This window comes from Streptomyces sp. B21-083 (assembly GCF_036898825.1).
Taxonomy (GTDB): Bacteria; Actinomycetota; Actinomycetes; order Streptomycetales; family Streptomycetaceae; genus Streptomyces.
The window spans coordinates 3,186,110-3,199,174 of the sequence record NZ_JARUND010000002.1; the positions used below are offsets into that span (position 1 = coordinate 3,186,110).

The following is a 13,065-nucleotide window of genomic DNA, read 5'->3' on the forward strand; positions in this document are numbered from 1 at the left end:
CGGCAGGACGCCGTCCCCGGGGTGGATCTACTTCTTGCGGTTGGCTCGTTCCTCGCGCTTGCGGGCACGCTCCTTGATGCGCTCGATACCGCGGTCGATGTCGGGCTGCTCCTGGATGTTGGCGATGGCGCGGCGGGCGCCGCGGATCTCCAGGCGGGCGATGGCGAGCTTGTCGCCGAAGGTGAGCTTCGGGTCAGCCACGGTCGGTCTCCTCGGATGCGTTGATCTGCGCCTCGATCAGTGAGGCCTGGACGTCCTGCACCTCGCCTCGCTCGATGGCCGCGTAGACGGCCTCCGATGCGAGGAACATGCGGTCGGTGAAGGTGGTGTCAGCCATTGGTCGTCTCCGTCTCGGGCAGGGCGGCGGCGATGGCGGCGTACGAGCGGGCCACGTCGGCCCACGTGGTTCCGGCGGCGGCGAAGATCTTGACGTCGCTCTGGCGGCTGGTGCTGTGGGCGGCGCTCTCGGCGTGCTCGGCGAGGCGCTTGGCCTTGGCCGCCGCGTTGCGGGCCTCGGTCAGTGCCAGGGTTCGGGTCAGGTCGTCCACGGGTTCCTCCTGGTTGCGGGCCGGGTTGTCCGGCCTCACCGCGCCCCCGCAACCGCCTCCCTTACGGAGGTGGTTGACGGAGGACGGAGAGACCGTCAGCCCTTGCGGCTGCTGCGCCAGACGTCGCGCAGGATGAGCAGGCAGATCACGAGGGCGACGACGACCACAGCGAGGACGGCCGCGAGGATCGCGAACCCGAACACCAGGAACGCGACCAGGACGACGACCACGGTGAGGGCGAGCAGGCCGAGGCAGCCGGCTGCCAGGTACGCGCCCCACGGGTGCACCTTGATCGGCTGGAGCGGTGCCGTCGCCTGTTGGGCGACGGACGGGTTTTCAGGGGATCCCCTGAATGCCGGAGCGGCGTACATGGGGTTACCGGCGAGGTCGTAGCCGATCTGCTGCCGCTGTACGGGTTCGCTCATCGGGCCCACCCCCGGATGCGGCGGGCGAGGTGCGGCCAGAGCAGGACGCCGGCGGCGAACGCGAGGACGGCGGGCTGCGAGACGGTCGCGACGGCGGCGGCCAGGACGAGGGCGAGCAGCGGCGGGTAGGCGACGAGGAGACCGAGGACGGCACCGAACAGGACGCGGGTCATGCGGGCACCCCCTGGCGAGCGGGGAGTGCGTCCGGGTGGAACAGGTTGCGTCCTCGGGCGTCCTTGCTGTGGACGGTGAGGCGTCCTACGGCGACCCAGCTGCGGACGGTGGACGGGTCGATGCCGTACATGAGGGCGACCTGAGCGGACGTCATGAGGGGCGGCTCGGGCGGTGGTCCGTCGTCGGCGTCCTCGGCGTCCTGGTCTGTCCCGGGTGGGAGTTCGGGCGTCCTGCCCGCGTCCTGGGCGTCCTCGCGTTCGAGAGTCACGGTGGGTACCGGGCGGGCCGTCATCGGCAGCAGCCGGATGCCCGGCGGGACCACCTCGGTGATGGCCGGGACGCTCAGGACGGTCGGGGACGCGTCGGCGTCCTGGGCGTCCTGGGGTGCGTCCTCGGTGTCCTGGGCGAGGCGCTCGTGGAGTTGCCGCATGAGGGCGCCGAACGCGACGAGGGCGGCCGAGGGGGGTACGGCGGCCACGACGTACTCCATGGGCTGTGCGCCGTCGCCGACGCCGAACACGTTGAGCGCGATGGAGCCGAGGGATCCGAACGCGGCCAGAGTGACGGCCCACCAGTCCATGCCTTGTCGGGCGAGAGAGGCCCGGAGCATGAGGAGTTCTCCGGCGATGATGAACAGGTCGACGGTGGCGGGCCATGCCCAGGCGCGGGCGCCGTCGAGTCCGTTGCCGCCGGCGATGTCGTGGAGGTGTTCGTAGGACAGCCAGAATGCGGCGGCGGTGAGCAGGACGGTCACGACGGCGGCGCCGACGGCGAGGCCGTCTCGGGCGTTGTGGCGCTTCACTGGCCACCGCCGAGGATGACGAGCAGCTGGTCGGCGAGGTCGCGCAGCTGGTCGGCGTGCCGGTCGAGTGTGGCGGCGAGGTCGTACAGGGCTACGGGGTCGAGGGTGCGGCCGATGAGGCTGATGGACACGCCGGGGGTGCTGCTGCACAGTTCGGGGATCTCGGCGGTGGAGAACGGGGACTGGACGAGGGCGGCGTCGCCGATGTCGTGGCCGTGGAAGGCGAGGGTGACGTCCGGGCCCTGGTGGAGGATGTCGGCGCGGTAGTCGTCGGCCTTGTGGTTGGGGTGGCCGATGCACCAGGCCGGACAGGTGACGGTGACGTCGCCGTAGTCGACGGTGGGCAGCGTGACGATGCGCGGCTCGGTACTCACGGGCGCTCACCGCGCTCGTCGGCGAGGAAGGCGGTGACCTCGGGGAAGTGCCTGGCGACGAAGCGGCGGGCGTCCTCGTCCTCGTCGACGGGCTCGGCGCCGTGGGCGCGCAGCAGCAGGCGGAGGGCCTCGCGCTGGGCGCCGTATGCCTCCGGGTAGGAGAAGCCGTCACGGCTGCTGTCGCCGTAGGCGGTGAGCATGCGCTGGCCGACGCGGATGGCGACGGCGAGGTCACTCGACTCGGGGGTGTGGAGCGCGGCTGCGCGTTCCTGCTGCCCCTTGGCGTAGTCCACGTCGCAGAGGCGGTGCAGCTCGGCGAGGTGGACGAGGTTCTCGCTCATCGGGCGCCCCCGCTCTGGCGGGCGCGGCGGAGGGCCTCGTCCATGTCCGGGTCGCTGTCGCCGGGGCGGGGGTTGATGCTGACGGTGCGGAACCCGGTGGCGGCGGGGGTGTAGTAGCCGGCACCCGACTCCATGTCGCGGTTGGCGTACTGCCAGGTGCCGGTGTCGACGGGGGTCTCGGCCACGTTCTTGCGGGTCCGGTAGTGGGCGCCGACGGTGTTGCGGGCGATGGTGGCGAGCCATGCGTACATCTGCCGGTCGGTGGTGGCGCGGCATTTGTGGAGGTCAAGCCAGGCCCGGTAGAAGGCGTCGGCGGTGAGGTCTTCGGCGAGGGCGTGGTTGCCGCCGCGGACTTCGCGGGTGACGAGGCGGGTGATGGCGGGCTGGAAGGTGCGGTAGACCTCGGTGAACTGTGCGTTGAGCTGCTGCGTCGGGCTGATCGCGGACGATGCCGCGGGCGTGAGACGATCCATGGAGCCGTTCTCCTTGCTTGATCAAGGGTTCGGTCAGGGCTCCGGTCGGCGTTGACGCGCCTCCGGAATCCGGGGTAGTCACCCCTCGGCTCGGCGGTGCAGTCGCCTATAGCCGGGGGGTCTACTTTTTCTGTTGATCTGCAGTTGTGGAATCGGGCGGCGGTGCAGTCGCCGTTCCGTATTCGTTGATCGCTCTTCGTACTGCGCGGACGTCGATCCCGATTTCTCGGGCGACAGCCGACTTGCTGCCGAGTTCCAAGACGCCTTCCTCGAACGCTTCCGCTCGCCTCCGGGCGCTTGTTGCGATCTCCGCTTGCAACTCGCGCTGTCGCCGGGATTCGGCAGCAACGCGCTCGCGCCAATTGGTTGTTGGCACGACAGTCACTCTACTAGGACAGGCTGTCCTAGGCAACACCGACACGCCACTCACGCCGACGCCTTCGGCTGGTAGTACGCGAGCAGCGCCCAGTCCGGCGGCCCGTACGAGCACTGGCACCACTTGCACGTCAGCCGGGTCTGCCCCGGCAGGCGCGAGATCGCAGCGCCACAGACGGCGCCCTTGTCGTCGACCGCGATGCACGTACCGAGCCGCTGCGGACGCGGCACGGGATCTCCGACGATCGAGCGCGCAGACCGCTCCAGATCACCCACCTCCCGGAAGAGGTCGCCGGCCGCCGGATAGTGCTCCACCAGCCACTCCATCTCCATGCCCAGCCAACGGCAGTCCGCAGCCAGCCCGGCCGCCGCCGGCGCCCCATGCCGGGGCCAGCGCACCCGCTGCACGTCCACCCGCCACAGGTGCACCACCTCCCCGGCGCGGACCATGTTCACCGTGTCGAGGACGTCCTCGTCGACCGGGGACCGCGGCCCGGCCGCGCCCCGGGTGGAGACGATCTCGCCCCACCCGGAGTTGCGCGGTACGAGGCACTCGGCGACCTCCGTGTACAGGACGGGCAACTCCTGGAGGGTCTTCGCCAGCTTGATGGTGTGCCGCTCGCACAGATACCGGCCAGCCGCGTCCTGCTCGCACACCTCGCACGCGGTCATCGGTGGGCCTCGCCGAACTCCCGCAGATCTGCGGGAAGCGTCGATGGCAGATCTGCCATAGTCGACGTCCCGTTTGTCCGTGTCCCGTTTGCCCGCTCGCGCGCCGCGTCGAGCTGGGCCTGGGCGGCGCGGGCTGCCTTGCGGTCGCGGCGGTCGTCGAGGAGCCCGAAGCCGGCCTGGACGAGCAGCATGAAGTACGCGCCCGTGCTGAAGCCGACGGTGAGCAGTTGCAGTTCGTGGTCGGTCACGCTGCGAGTCCTTCCAAGGTGGGCCACAGGCTTCCGTCGAGGCCTCGGCGGTGGGTGTCGGGAACGACGGCGAGCGGCCAGCCCAGGTGATGCAGGCCCATCGCGAGCAGGGTGTACGCGTCGGCCTGGTCGTAGCGGCCGGGCCCGTCGCAGTCGACGCCGTAGCGGGCCTGTACGGCGTCGCGTACGGCGCCCTTGGAGCCGGAGCCCTTCCCGGTGGCGTACAGGGCCCGGCAGGACGGTGGTACGACCGCGTAGGGGATGCCTCGGCGCCAGCAGGCGTGCCGGACCATGACCCGGAGTCCGGCGAGATCTTCGTGCCGGTGGGCGACGCCGCCGCCGAACGACGGGCCCTCGATCACCACCAGGTCGGCGCCGCGGATGTGGTCGGCGACCTGGTCGAGGATGAGCGCGAGTCGGGGGTGCCCGCGTACGCCGGCCCGGGGGCGGATGACGTCGGTCCAGCCCTCGCCCGCCACCCCCGTACAGGTGAGGCTGACGTCCAGGCCGATCACCCGGGGTCCGGCAGGGGTACGCACGATCCGCTGCCCCTTTGCGGGGGAGCCGGACTCCACCGCAACCGTGGCCGTATCGCCACGGCTGGTCTCGTTCGGCATAGCGGGCTCCTTCGGGGTGGGGGACCTGGACCTCCGTTATGGAGGTCCAGGTCTGTGAGCTGGGTGGTTAACCTCTGGGGGCGGCCGGCCCGAGTCCCGCGGGCCGGCCGTTCGCCTGCGGGTCAGACGTTGATCGGTTCTCCGTGCAGCGTGTTCATGGCCGCGATGACGCGGTCGTCCATCCACGAGAACCAGCAGCCGCCGGAGAGCAGGTGGGCCTTGACACCTTCGACGGTGGTCGGGGGCCGCCTGTCGTCGGCGTAGTGGATGGTCACTTCGGGCAGGCCATGGAACCGTGCCGTGTCGGGGATCAGCTTGTTGACGATGTACTCGGCGGTGTCCTGAGCGAGTTGGTCGCGGTCGAGGTCGGTCACTGGTTCTCCTTGGTGGTGTCGTTTGCGGCCGAGTCGGACTCGGCCGCAGTTCCGTCCGTGGTGCGGGCGGGTCAGGTGGTCAGCGGCACGGGCGCCGGGCAGGCGGACAGCAGGCGCGTCCAGGCGTCAGCGGCGTCGGCGGCGATGTACTGCTCGCCACCACTTGCGTCGGCCACGTCCGCCCAGCCGTTCTCTGCCTGCTCTCGGGTGGGGCGCGGCTCCAGCTCGGCGTGCTCGGCGCTGCAGAACGAGGCGACGCTGGCGCTTCCGCTCGCCCACATCTCCGGGGCGCTGGCGGACAGGCCGAGCACGGTGGCGGGCAGGTTGCAGTGCTGGCCGTTGATCTCAAGGTCGCAGTGCTTGGACAGGTTCATCAGGTTCTCCTTGGTGGTTGCGAGGTGTCAGGCCGCGGCCTTGACGCCGAGCTGGTTGAGGATCGTCGTGAACTGGTGGATCGCCTGAAGGTCGGACACCTCGCCGGCACTGCTGCCGTGCGACACCTGGATGCCCTTCAATCGGCAGTAGTTGAGCTGCTTGCTGCTCGCCGGCCTCTCCCGCCAGAGGGCTGCGCGGGTGGCGAGCCAGCGGCTGCCCATGGCGCGGGCCTGCTGCTCCAGCCACGCCTTCGCGGCGGACAACGGCAGCGGCACGTCGTTCTTCGGGCCGACGACGCCGTTGTTGAGGTCGAACCGGCGCAGCCAGTACGTCCGGTCGACCGGGTTACGGACCAGGAAGACGTACGCGGCATCCGTGACCGGGATGAACCAGATACCGGACGCCGTCTTCAGCCAGCGGACCGACGACCCGTGGAACAGGTCGATCTCCTCCACCTGAATCCGGGACAGATCCAGGTGACGCTTCGTCTTCTCCTCCGCCTCCCGCACGGCCTCCCGCAGGGTCTGCTCCTCGTCCTGCATCACCACCTGACGCCCGGTGAGGTCGACGATGGAGGCGAGCTGATGCCGGGTGGAGGCGCCCATCACGTCGAGGACCAGGGCGTCCTTCTTGCCGGTCTCCGGGGACAGACGGAGCGCCCGTCCGACCATCTGGCAGTACAGGCCGGCCGACTTCGTGGGGCGGGCGATGACCGCGCACGACGTCCACGGGGCGTCGAACCCCTCCGTCAGGACCATGCAATTCGTGAGGACCTGGACGTCACCGGCCCGGTACCTCTTCAGCGTGGCCGTACGATCCTCGCGGGACATGTCGCCCCAGACCGCGGCAGCCGTGATGCCGGCGGCGGTGAAGGCGTCCGCCATGGACTGCGCGGTCTCCACCGTCGGGGTGAAGGCGACGCCGGGCCGGTCGGTGGCGTGCAACCGGTACGCCTCGGCGACGACCTCGGCGGCCCCGGAGTCGTCCAGGGCCTGACCGAGCTGGCCGTCCTGGAGGTCACCGTGCCGGGACTTCACCGAGTCCAGGTCGAGGCCGGGCACGGTGACGCGCTTGCCGCGTACGTCGCACAGGTAGCCGTCCTCGATCATCTCCAGGATGTCGAGGGTGAAGACGACCTCTTCCCACACTTCGGCCAGGCCGCCGTCGGTGCGGGTCATCGTCGCGGTGAAGCCGGCCGTGGGGATGCCGCGCCAGGCGCCGAAGTGCTCCAACACCGTCATGTAGGTGCGGGCGGCGGCGTGGTGGCACTCGTCGACGACGACCATGCCGATGCCCGTGATGGCCCGGCGGCGGCGTTCCACGGCCAGGGTCTGGATGGAGGCCACGACGACGTCGACGTCCTGGTGCTCGTCGCGTTCGGCCTTGACGATGCCGACACGCAGTCCGGGCGCGACGGCCTTGATCTTGTCGGCGGCCTGGGCGAGGAGTTCCTCGCGGTGGGCGATGACGAGGGCGCGTTCACCGCGGGCCGCGAGGGCGGTGAGCCGTTCGAGGATGAGGTTGGAGAAGACGACGGTCTTCCCGGCGCCGGTGGGGAGGACGACGGCGAGCCGGTTGTTGTCGCCCTGCCAGCCTTCGACGAGGGCCTTGATGGCCTCCGCCTGGTACGGGCGCGGGGCGAACGTCTCGGGCGTTTCAGACATGGCGGTCACCTCGGTTCGTGAAGTCCTGGGCTTTTGCCGGGAGTGCAGGGAGCGGCAGGGAGTAGTGCAGGGAGTCGGCGCCCGACCTCCGACCGCTCTCACCTGTTGTTTTGCAGGGAGGCAGGGACTTGCAGGGAGTTCTCTCAATACCAATGCAGTGAAGGAGTTGGGGTTTGACGTCGCTGCGTACAGACACGGACATGTGATGCGCGATGTGCATGTGATGCGCATGTGCAGTAAGAGAGGGGAGGCAGCCCCCTGCAAGTCCCTGCGTCCCTGCGTCTCCGCTGGTCACGCCTCGTGCAGGGAGTCGGCCAGGTCCCTGCGCTACTCCCTGCGAAGTCCCTGCACTCCCGGCAACGGTGCGGGTCACCGTCCACCTCCGGTGGCGCTGCGGCTCTGGTGAACCTCGACACGCCACAAGTTCTGGCACTTGTGTGAGTCCCAGACCTTGACGGGCTTGTAGTTGTCGAGCTCCGGGGCGCTGAAGTAGCGGCCCTCCCTGCTCTTGAGCCAGCCACCCAGGCCCTGGGAAGAAGGGAGTTCTCCGTTCTTCAGTCGGGGCACCTGCTCTGGGACGGCGGCGATGACTGCGCCCGCTGGTACGGGCTCGCCTCCGAGCTTCCGGTGCCAGGCTGCGAGGAAGGCGGCCCACTCCTGCTCTTCGTCGTCCTGACCCGCGTTCTGGCTGCGGTCGGCCAGCCATCCGGGGACCCCGAGGAAGGCGAGTAGGCCGGCCACCATGCTGGCCCACTCCGAGTAGTCGCCCTTGCGGACACGCACGGTCTCCGCTCCGGCGGCGAGCCAGGCCCGGACCATGGTGACGGCAGCAGCGACGACCGTGGAGGCGTTGGCGCGGAGCCAGGGCCGGAGGTCTCCTACGCGGAATCCGTCACGCTGGTCGGGGTCGGGGCAGTTGGGGTCCAGGCGTACCCACATGGCCCGGCGTCCGTTGTCTCCACCGGTACGCAGGCCGTTGCCCGTGAGGATCCACAGGCGGTCGTTGGGCATGGTCACGGACGCGGTAGAGCCGAGGACGCGATCGCCCCAGTGCTCGGCGGTGAGCAGGGATGACAGGACGGGCGACTTCACGACGTAGCCGTTGGGCAGGTTGTCGAGGACGACGACGGGCTGCCCGGTGGTGTAGAGCTGCGTTGTGATGCTCTTGCGCAGCTCGGTGTCGTTCTCGGGCCACGCTGTCTCGGCGATGCCGTAGGCGTACTTCAGGATGTCCTTCAGGAGGCTCTTGCCACTGCTGGGCGAGGTCGCCGTCAGGAGGAACATCGGGGTCGGGCCGTAGAAGTACGGGCGCATGATCGGGGTCAGCAGTGCACCGAGGAAGTGTGCGCGGTCGGAGGGCTGTGCCCACGGGAAGTCGGCCAGCATCTGGTCTAGGACGATCTCCTTGGCTCGCGCGAGACTCTGGTCCGTCACCTGCGGTTGCAGACGGCGCAGCGGGACGCGCGGTTGAAGGTAGAGGCCGGTGGCCTTGTCGTAACCAGGCGCTTGCAGGAGCGTCCCGTCCCGCCGGATCACCGGCGAGGTGACGATTCCCCGGAGCGGAGGCAGGGGCCAGTCCTTGCGGCCCAGGATGGTGCCGCAGGTCTTGGGCATCATCAACTCGCGGACTGCTTTAGTGCCTTGAGTCAGGGGGTCGGCGACTACTTGGTATGTGTCGACGTGTTCGGCGAGGTACGCGCGCAGGTTGTCCGCACCGAGCTGCTGCATGAGCGGGTTGCCGTTGTCGTCTTGGTGGACCCACGTCGGTCCGCCGGAGCGCTTGTACAGGTCAGGTAGACGTCCGTCCGCCATGAGGCCCAGCGTGCCGTCGAGTGCGTCGGCCTCGATGGTGACGTCCAGCTCGGGCTTGGACGTGACGACGCGTAGGTCCGGGCCGCCCTCGAACGCCTCTTGTTCGTCTGGGGCGTGGTCGGGGTCGAGCGCCGAAGAGCCGTCCGTGAACGGGCCGGTGGAGGGTGGTACGAGGCTGACGTGAGTTCGTCGTGTCCCAGATCCGAACCCCCGGTTGCCGAGTTCGGCGGCGGCCTTCTTGAAGTCGGCCAGGCTGGTGCCGCCCTGGGTGAGCAGCGTGTAGGCGGCGAACTTGTCGTAGGGCACCTCTGCCTCGAACACGGTGGAGGTGCTGAAGACGAAGAGCCGGTCGCGGTCCTTCGCGTGGCCGGTGGTCGCGGAGATACCGCGGGTCTTGCCTTGGCGCCGCCAGTACGTCGTACTGCCTCGGGTGAAGATCGGGTCCAACTCGTCGCCGATGATGTCCGGCCAGTCGACCTTGTTCTCGAAGTCGTCGCCAGGGCGCACGTATCCGGCAGGGAGTTCGCGCTTCGGCCGGGGTGCGGTCTTGGCCTTCTCCTCGGAGGGCAGCGTGTCGAGCATCCGGCAGACGTCGCGGATCGCGGCCATGGTGTCCGCGTCGATGGTGGGGATGTTGGCGGGGCTGCCGGTGAGACGGACGTAGGGCTTGCCGCTGGAGTGGACGGTTCCGCCGGACGGCTCGACCAGCCCGTAACCGCCCTCGCCGCGCGTCTCGATCTGAACCCGCACGATCTTCGCGTTGGGCTTCTCGCGGAGCCGCTGCCGCTCCTCGGGGGTGTACTCGTCCTCGCGGGCGGGGCGGGAAGCGAGCTTGGTGTTGCCGGGGACGTCGGCGCCCTCGATACGGGCGCGGAGGTGAACGCCCTGTCCCTCCCCACCAGGGCTCTGTGTGACCCAACCGGTGAGGATCGCGCGCCAGGGTTCGCCGAGGCCGGATGCGTCCATGATCTCGGTGAGTTCGTCGAGGAGTCCGTCGCGGACGGCGTGGTCCTCGATTTCGAGCATCTCAACGTTGCCGGAGACGGCGCCGTAGACGGCGGCGATTCCGGCGGGGCGGTCTCCGCCGAACCACTGGTCGTGTTCGGCGGGGGTGGATCGCTGGACCTTGTAGGGGCTCCAGCTGCGGAGAGCTGCGGCCTTGCTGCCGTCGGCCTTGATGGGGATGGCGCACAGGCCGGCGTCGTCCAACTCGCGGGCTGCGGCCCGGAGGTCGGGGGGCTGTGCTTCTGCCGGACCGGTGGGGTTGTTCACGAACGTATCCCTTGTGCTGGATCTGGTTGTGGTCCGTGAGCGCCAGGGGCAGGCGGGGGAGTGCCTGCCCCTGGCGGGTCCTCAGCCGGTTCCGTCCTGGTCGAGGGCGCCGAGCGGACCGCGTCGGATCTGCTCGCGCACGACCTCCGCGGACGGCAGCGGCCCGTCGGCGAGGATGGCGGCCGTCATGGTCTCGCCCGTATGGCGGGCGATCCCGTCGTCGCCGATGCGTACGACGTCGATCTGGTCGCCGATCCCGGATTCGACGGCGGCCCGCCTGAACGCGGGCATCACGTTCGCCATCAGCTCCTTGCCCCACGGCCCTTCGAGGGCGAGGAGCATGGCCATCTGCCAGTTGCAGACGGGGACTTGGTGGCTGCCGCCGTCGGCGCGGTGGTTGGTGAACTCGTCGACGCGGGGCGGTACGGCCGGCTCTTCGGCAGCCTCGGCGATCTCCTCGTCATGCAGCTGGTGCCACTGCTCGGGAGTGGCGCCGGTGATCTCCAGGACTTCGTGGACGAAGAACCAGTCGCCGTCGCCGTCTGTGGGGTCGGCGAGGGCGGGGCGGAGTTCGCCGAGCCCCATGAAGCCGACCGTCTTGTGGACGTCGGGGATGTTGCGGCCGTGCCGTTCGGCGAGGTCGCAGACGGAGAAGACGGTGCGGGCCTTGTAGCGGGCGATGCGTCCGGCGTTACGGTCGCGGCGGATCTGCGCGCGGAAGGATTTCGGGTCGGTGTTCACGCCGCCGTCTCCTTGATCGCGGGCCGGGCCGGACGGTTGGGGCCACCACGAGCGGCCCCAGCGTCGACGTGCTCGTCCATGAGGTCGGTCATGGCGCGGACGGTGGCCTCGGGATCGGGCGACTCGGAGATGATCCGGACCTGCAGGGCGTGGAAGTCGTCCAAGGCGGGGCTGCCGAGCCCGGCGCGGTTCATCTCGGCGTGCCCGGCTTCCAGCTGCTCGATGATCGAGGTGTGCGCAGGGGTCAGCATCCGGTCGCCTCCGTGGATCCGGCGGTGCCCGGGTTGCGGGCGGTGTGGGCGAGGGCCTGGAGCTGTGCGGCGAACGCGGCCAGGCGTGCCGCAAACAGGTCGGCCTGGTCGGGGGTGAGGTAGCTTTCCTCGCCGCCGCCGAACTCGATGCGGATGTGCGGGGTGCGCATCAGCGGGTCCGGGGCGTAGGTGTCCTGGTACAGACGGGCGTACGCGAACAGCAGGTCGTCGACGCCCTGGAGGTTGGGCACCATCAGGTCGATGTGCGCGCCCGCGTGGTCGATGTCGTCCAGGTTCTGGGTGTTCTCGTCAGTGTGGTCGTTGTTGCACCATCCGGTGGGGCAGGCGATGGGGACTTGGATGCCCTTGACGACGGCCGTGGTGATGGCCAGTCCGGCGAAGGTGTTGTCGACGCTCGTCATGCCGTCACCGCCTGGTGGGCGAGAAGGGCGCGGACGGCCCAGAGTCGCTGGCCCGGGTCCTGGCCGGTGGGGACGACGATGATGCGGAGGCCGTCCTTGAGCTCCAGGTAGTAGGCGTAGAACTTGTCGCGGAGGCTCTCGTCGAGGGTGGAGGTGTCCCACTCCTCGACCTGGAGGCGGTATTCGGTGGCGAGGGCCTCGAAGATGGCGGCCGGGCTGGCGACGGGGACCTGAACCCCGTCGACTACGGCGGGCATGCGGGACGGGTCTGCGAACGGATCGGTCGACCTTGCCGTTGGGGTCTGTGCCATGCTTCTCATAGAGCTGTCCTGATCTCTTCATTGCTGGTGAGTGCGGATTTGCTCGACTGAGGCGGCCCGGCTGGTACCCGGGCCGCTTCGTTGTTTTCGGCGGCCGCTCCGGCCTGGTACGTCGGAGCGGCGCCGTTCGCCTCGGGCAGGAGCCCGAGGAAGCGGTGGAGGTCGACAGTCCGGGCGACGCGTCGGCGGCCCAGGCGGATGACCTCGATGGGCAGCCTGTTCTCGGCTGCCAGCTGGTAGGTGGTGCTCTCGGCGAGGCCCAGGGCTCGTCCGACGATCGGCCACAGCGGGACGACGGCGGGCTGGTCAAGGATCTCGGCGATGGTCAGGGCAGCGGTCGTCATGCCGACGCCTGCTGGGGTGGCGCTGTCGCCACTTGCTTACGAAGCCTGTCGATGAGCTGTCCGTAGAGCAGTGCAGCTTCACCTCGCGGTCGTCGCGTGCCCCGCTCCCAGCGCCAAACGGTGGACTGGTCAACGCCGCATGCTCGCGCCACCTCACCGATCGACAGCCGGGCTACGGTCCGCAGCTGCTCGGCTTCGCCGCTGGCTACAACGGCGCGCACTTCTGCCAGACGGAGAACCTGTGTGTCTGTCACGAAAGGAACCTTGCCAGTTTCTTGCCTCACACGCAACCTTGAGCCTTGCCAGGTCCTTGCAGTTCCCGCGAGTTCTCGTGAGTTCCCGCCAGTTCTCGCGAGTTCCATCTAGTTTCCGGGAGTTTCAGCGAGGCCACATCCAGTCTCCGAAGCTTCACGATTCGCCGTCGTGCAGGGTGGGCGAAGT

General features: G+C 69.4%; 23 protein-coding genes. All 23 read right to left on the bottom strand.

Annotation, left to right across the window (positions count from 1 at the left end):
- Positions 1-27: 27 nt before the first annotated feature.
- The 23 genes from QA861_RS38235 to QA861_RS47310 all read right to left on the bottom strand — a co-directional run bounded on the left by QA861_RS38235 (position 28) and on the right by QA861_RS47310 (position 12,986).
- Entirely contained in the window at positions 28-201 is a 174-nt protein-coding gene (locus tag QA861_RS38235; RefSeq protein ID WP_334593389.1) for a DUF6257 family protein, read from the bottom strand.
- Positions 194-337: a hypothetical protein gene (locus QA861_RS38240; RefSeq protein WP_334593390.1), complete on the bottom strand. Its 144-nt coding sequence runs from the start codon at positions 335-337 to the stop codon at positions 194-196. The genes QA861_RS38235 and QA861_RS38240 overlap by 8 nt, the downstream gene beginning before the upstream one ends.
- Complete coding sequence (locus QA861_RS38245; RefSeq protein WP_334593391.1) at positions 330-548, bottom strand: hypothetical protein; 219 nt, start codon at positions 546-548, stop codon at positions 330-332. Before QA861_RS38245 ends, QA861_RS38240 begins: the two co-directional genes overlap by 8 nt.
- 95 nt (positions 549-643) lie before the next feature.
- On the bottom strand, positions 644-973 hold the full coding sequence (locus tag QA861_RS38250) for a hypothetical protein (protein WP_334593392.1): 330 nt from the start codon (positions 971-973) through the stop codon (positions 644-646).
- Entirely contained in the window at positions 970-1,146 is a 177-nt protein-coding gene (locus QA861_RS38255; RefSeq protein ID WP_334593393.1) for a hypothetical protein, read from the bottom strand. Before QA861_RS38255 ends, QA861_RS38250 begins: the two co-directional genes overlap by 4 nt.
- The gene (locus QA861_RS38260) at positions 1,143-1,949 is read right to left on the bottom strand and encodes a DUF2637 domain-containing protein (protein WP_334593394.1); all 807 of its coding nucleotides are present in this window, start codon (positions 1,947-1,949) and stop codon (positions 1,143-1,145) included. Before QA861_RS38260 ends, QA861_RS38255 begins: the two co-directional genes overlap by 4 nt.
- Positions 1,946-2,323, bottom strand: a complete 378-nt coding sequence (locus tag QA861_RS38265; protein WP_334593395.1) for a DUF6907 domain-containing protein — start codon at positions 2,321-2,323, stop codon at positions 1,946-1,948. Before QA861_RS38265 ends, QA861_RS38260 begins: the two co-directional genes overlap by 4 nt.
- Complete coding sequence (locus QA861_RS38270) at positions 2,320-2,664, bottom strand: hypothetical protein (protein WP_334593396.1); 345 nt, start codon at positions 2,662-2,664, stop codon at positions 2,320-2,322. Before QA861_RS38270 ends, QA861_RS38265 begins: the two co-directional genes overlap by 4 nt.
- Positions 2,661-3,137, bottom strand: a complete 477-nt coding sequence (locus tag QA861_RS38275) for an RNA polymerase sigma factor (protein ID WP_334593397.1) — start codon at positions 3,135-3,137, stop codon at positions 2,661-2,663. Before QA861_RS38275 ends, QA861_RS38270 begins: the two co-directional genes overlap by 4 nt.
- A 121-nt stretch (positions 3,138-3,258) precedes the next feature.
- Entirely contained in the window at positions 3,259-3,513 is a 255-nt protein-coding gene (locus QA861_RS38280; protein WP_334593398.1) for a hypothetical protein, read from the bottom strand.
- Between the two features lie 50 nt (positions 3,514-3,563).
- Entirely contained in the window at positions 3,564-4,184 is a 621-nt protein-coding gene (locus QA861_RS38285) for a hypothetical protein (RefSeq protein ID WP_334593399.1), read from the bottom strand.
- Positions 4,181-4,432, bottom strand: coding sequence for a hypothetical protein (locus tag QA861_RS38290; RefSeq protein WP_334593401.1), 252 nt, complete (start codon positions 4,430-4,432; stop codon positions 4,181-4,183). The genes QA861_RS38285 and QA861_RS38290 overlap by 4 nt, the downstream gene beginning before the upstream one ends.
- Positions 4,429-5,049, bottom strand: a complete 621-nt coding sequence (locus tag QA861_RS38295; protein WP_334593403.1) for a RuvC family protein — start codon at positions 5,047-5,049, stop codon at positions 4,429-4,431. Before QA861_RS38295 ends, QA861_RS38290 begins: the two co-directional genes overlap by 4 nt.
- A 122-nt stretch (positions 5,050-5,171) precedes the next feature.
- Entirely contained in the window at positions 5,172-5,423 is a 252-nt protein-coding gene (locus QA861_RS38300) for a hypothetical protein (RefSeq protein ID WP_334593405.1), read from the bottom strand.
- A gap of 71 nt (positions 5,424-5,494) precedes the next feature.
- Entirely contained in the window at positions 5,495-5,797 is a 303-nt protein-coding gene (locus QA861_RS38305; RefSeq protein ID WP_334593406.1) for a hypothetical protein, read from the bottom strand.
- Between the two features lie 27 nt (positions 5,798-5,824).
- A complete protein-coding gene (locus QA861_RS38310) occupies positions 5,825-7,462 on the bottom strand; it encodes a DEAD/DEAH box helicase (RefSeq protein WP_334593407.1) in 1,638 nt (545 codons plus the stop codon).
- 369 nt (positions 7,463-7,831) lie between these two features.
- Positions 7,832-10,546 carry a bifunctional DNA primase/polymerase gene (locus QA861_RS38315; protein ID WP_334593408.1) on the bottom strand — a complete coding sequence of 905 codons (2,715 nt, stop codon included), beginning with the start codon at positions 10,544-10,546 and terminating at the stop codon, positions 7,832-7,834.
- An 81-nt stretch (positions 10,547-10,627) separates the two neighbouring features.
- Positions 10,628-11,287, bottom strand: coding sequence for a hypothetical protein (locus QA861_RS38320; RefSeq protein WP_334593409.1), 660 nt, complete (start codon positions 11,285-11,287; stop codon positions 10,628-10,630).
- Positions 11,284-11,538, bottom strand: coding sequence for a hypothetical protein (locus tag QA861_RS38325; RefSeq protein WP_334593410.1), 255 nt, complete (start codon positions 11,536-11,538; stop codon positions 11,284-11,286). Before QA861_RS38325 ends, QA861_RS38320 begins: the two co-directional genes overlap by 4 nt.
- On the bottom strand, positions 11,532-11,960 hold the full coding sequence (locus tag QA861_RS38330; protein ID WP_334593411.1) for a DUF6907 domain-containing protein: 429 nt from the start codon (positions 11,958-11,960) through the stop codon (positions 11,532-11,534). Before QA861_RS38330 ends, QA861_RS38325 begins: the two co-directional genes overlap by 7 nt.
- Positions 11,957-12,217, bottom strand: coding sequence for a hypothetical protein (locus QA861_RS38335; RefSeq protein WP_334593413.1), 261 nt, complete (start codon positions 12,215-12,217; stop codon positions 11,957-11,959). The genes QA861_RS38330 and QA861_RS38335 overlap by 4 nt, the downstream gene beginning before the upstream one ends.
- Before the next feature lie 59 nt (positions 12,218-12,276).
- Positions 12,277-12,624 carry a DNA-binding protein gene (locus QA861_RS38340; RefSeq protein ID WP_334593414.1) on the bottom strand — a complete coding sequence of 116 codons (348 nt, stop codon included), beginning with the start codon at positions 12,622-12,624 and terminating at the stop codon, positions 12,277-12,279.
- The gene (locus tag QA861_RS47310; RefSeq protein WP_443041630.1) at positions 12,621-12,986 is read right to left on the bottom strand and encodes a helix-turn-helix domain-containing protein; all 366 of its coding nucleotides are present in this window, start codon (positions 12,984-12,986) and stop codon (positions 12,621-12,623) included. Before QA861_RS47310 ends, QA861_RS38340 begins: the two co-directional genes overlap by 4 nt.
- Positions 12,987-13,065 lie beyond the last annotated feature (79 nt).

Bases quoted from the DNA above. Each gene is read 5' to 3' on its own strand.
- QA861_RS38250 (WP_334593392.1), bottom strand. From the start codon at position 973: ATGAGCGAACCCGTACAGCGGCAGCAGATCGGCTACGACCTCGCCGGT.
- QA861_RS47310 (WP_443041630.1), bottom strand. From the start codon at position 12,986: ATGGAACTCGCGAGAACTGGCGGGAACTCACGAGAACTCGCGGGAACT.
- QA861_RS38325 (WP_334593410.1), bottom strand. From the start codon at position 11,538: ATGCTGACCCCTGCGCACACCTCGATCATCGAGCAGCTGGAAGCCGGG.
- QA861_RS38240 (WP_334593390.1), bottom strand. From the start codon at position 337: ATGGCTGACACCACCTTCACCGACCGCATGTTCCTCGCATCGGAGGCC.
- QA861_RS38335 (WP_334593413.1), bottom strand. From the start codon at position 12,217: ATGCCCGCCGTAGTCGACGGGGTTCAGGTCCCCGTCGCCAGCCCGGCC.
- QA861_RS38255 (WP_334593393.1), bottom strand. From the start codon at position 1,146: ATGACCCGCGTCCTGTTCGGTGCCGTCCTCGGTCTCCTCGTCGCCTAC.
- QA861_RS38305 (WP_334593406.1), bottom strand. From the start codon at position 5,797: ATGAACCTGTCCAAGCACTGCGACCTTGAGATCAACGGCCAGCACTGC.
- QA861_RS38340 (WP_334593414.1), bottom strand. From the start codon at position 12,624: ATGACGACCGCTGCCCTGACCATCGCCGAGATCCTTGACCAGCCCGCC.
- QA861_RS38310 (WP_334593407.1), bottom strand. From the start codon at position 7,462: ATGTCTGAAACGCCCGAGACGTTCGCCCCGCGCCCGTACCAGGCGGAG.
- QA861_RS38275 (WP_334593397.1), bottom strand. From the start codon at position 3,137: ATGGATCGTCTCACGCCCGCGGCATCGTCCGCGATCAGCCCGACGCAG.
- QA861_RS38330 (WP_334593411.1), bottom strand. From the start codon at position 11,960: ATGACGAGCGTCGACAACACCTTCGCCGGACTGGCCATCACCACGGCC.
- QA861_RS38285 (WP_334593399.1), bottom strand. From the start codon at position 4,184: ATGACCGCGTGCGAGGTGTGCGAGCAGGACGCGGCTGGCCGGTATCTG.
- QA861_RS38270 (WP_334593396.1), bottom strand. From the start codon at position 2,664: ATGAGCGAGAACCTCGTCCACCTCGCCGAGCTGCACCGCCTCTGCGAC.
- QA861_RS38295 (WP_334593403.1), bottom strand. From the start codon at position 5,049: ATGCCGAACGAGACCAGCCGTGGCGATACGGCCACGGTTGCGGTGGAG.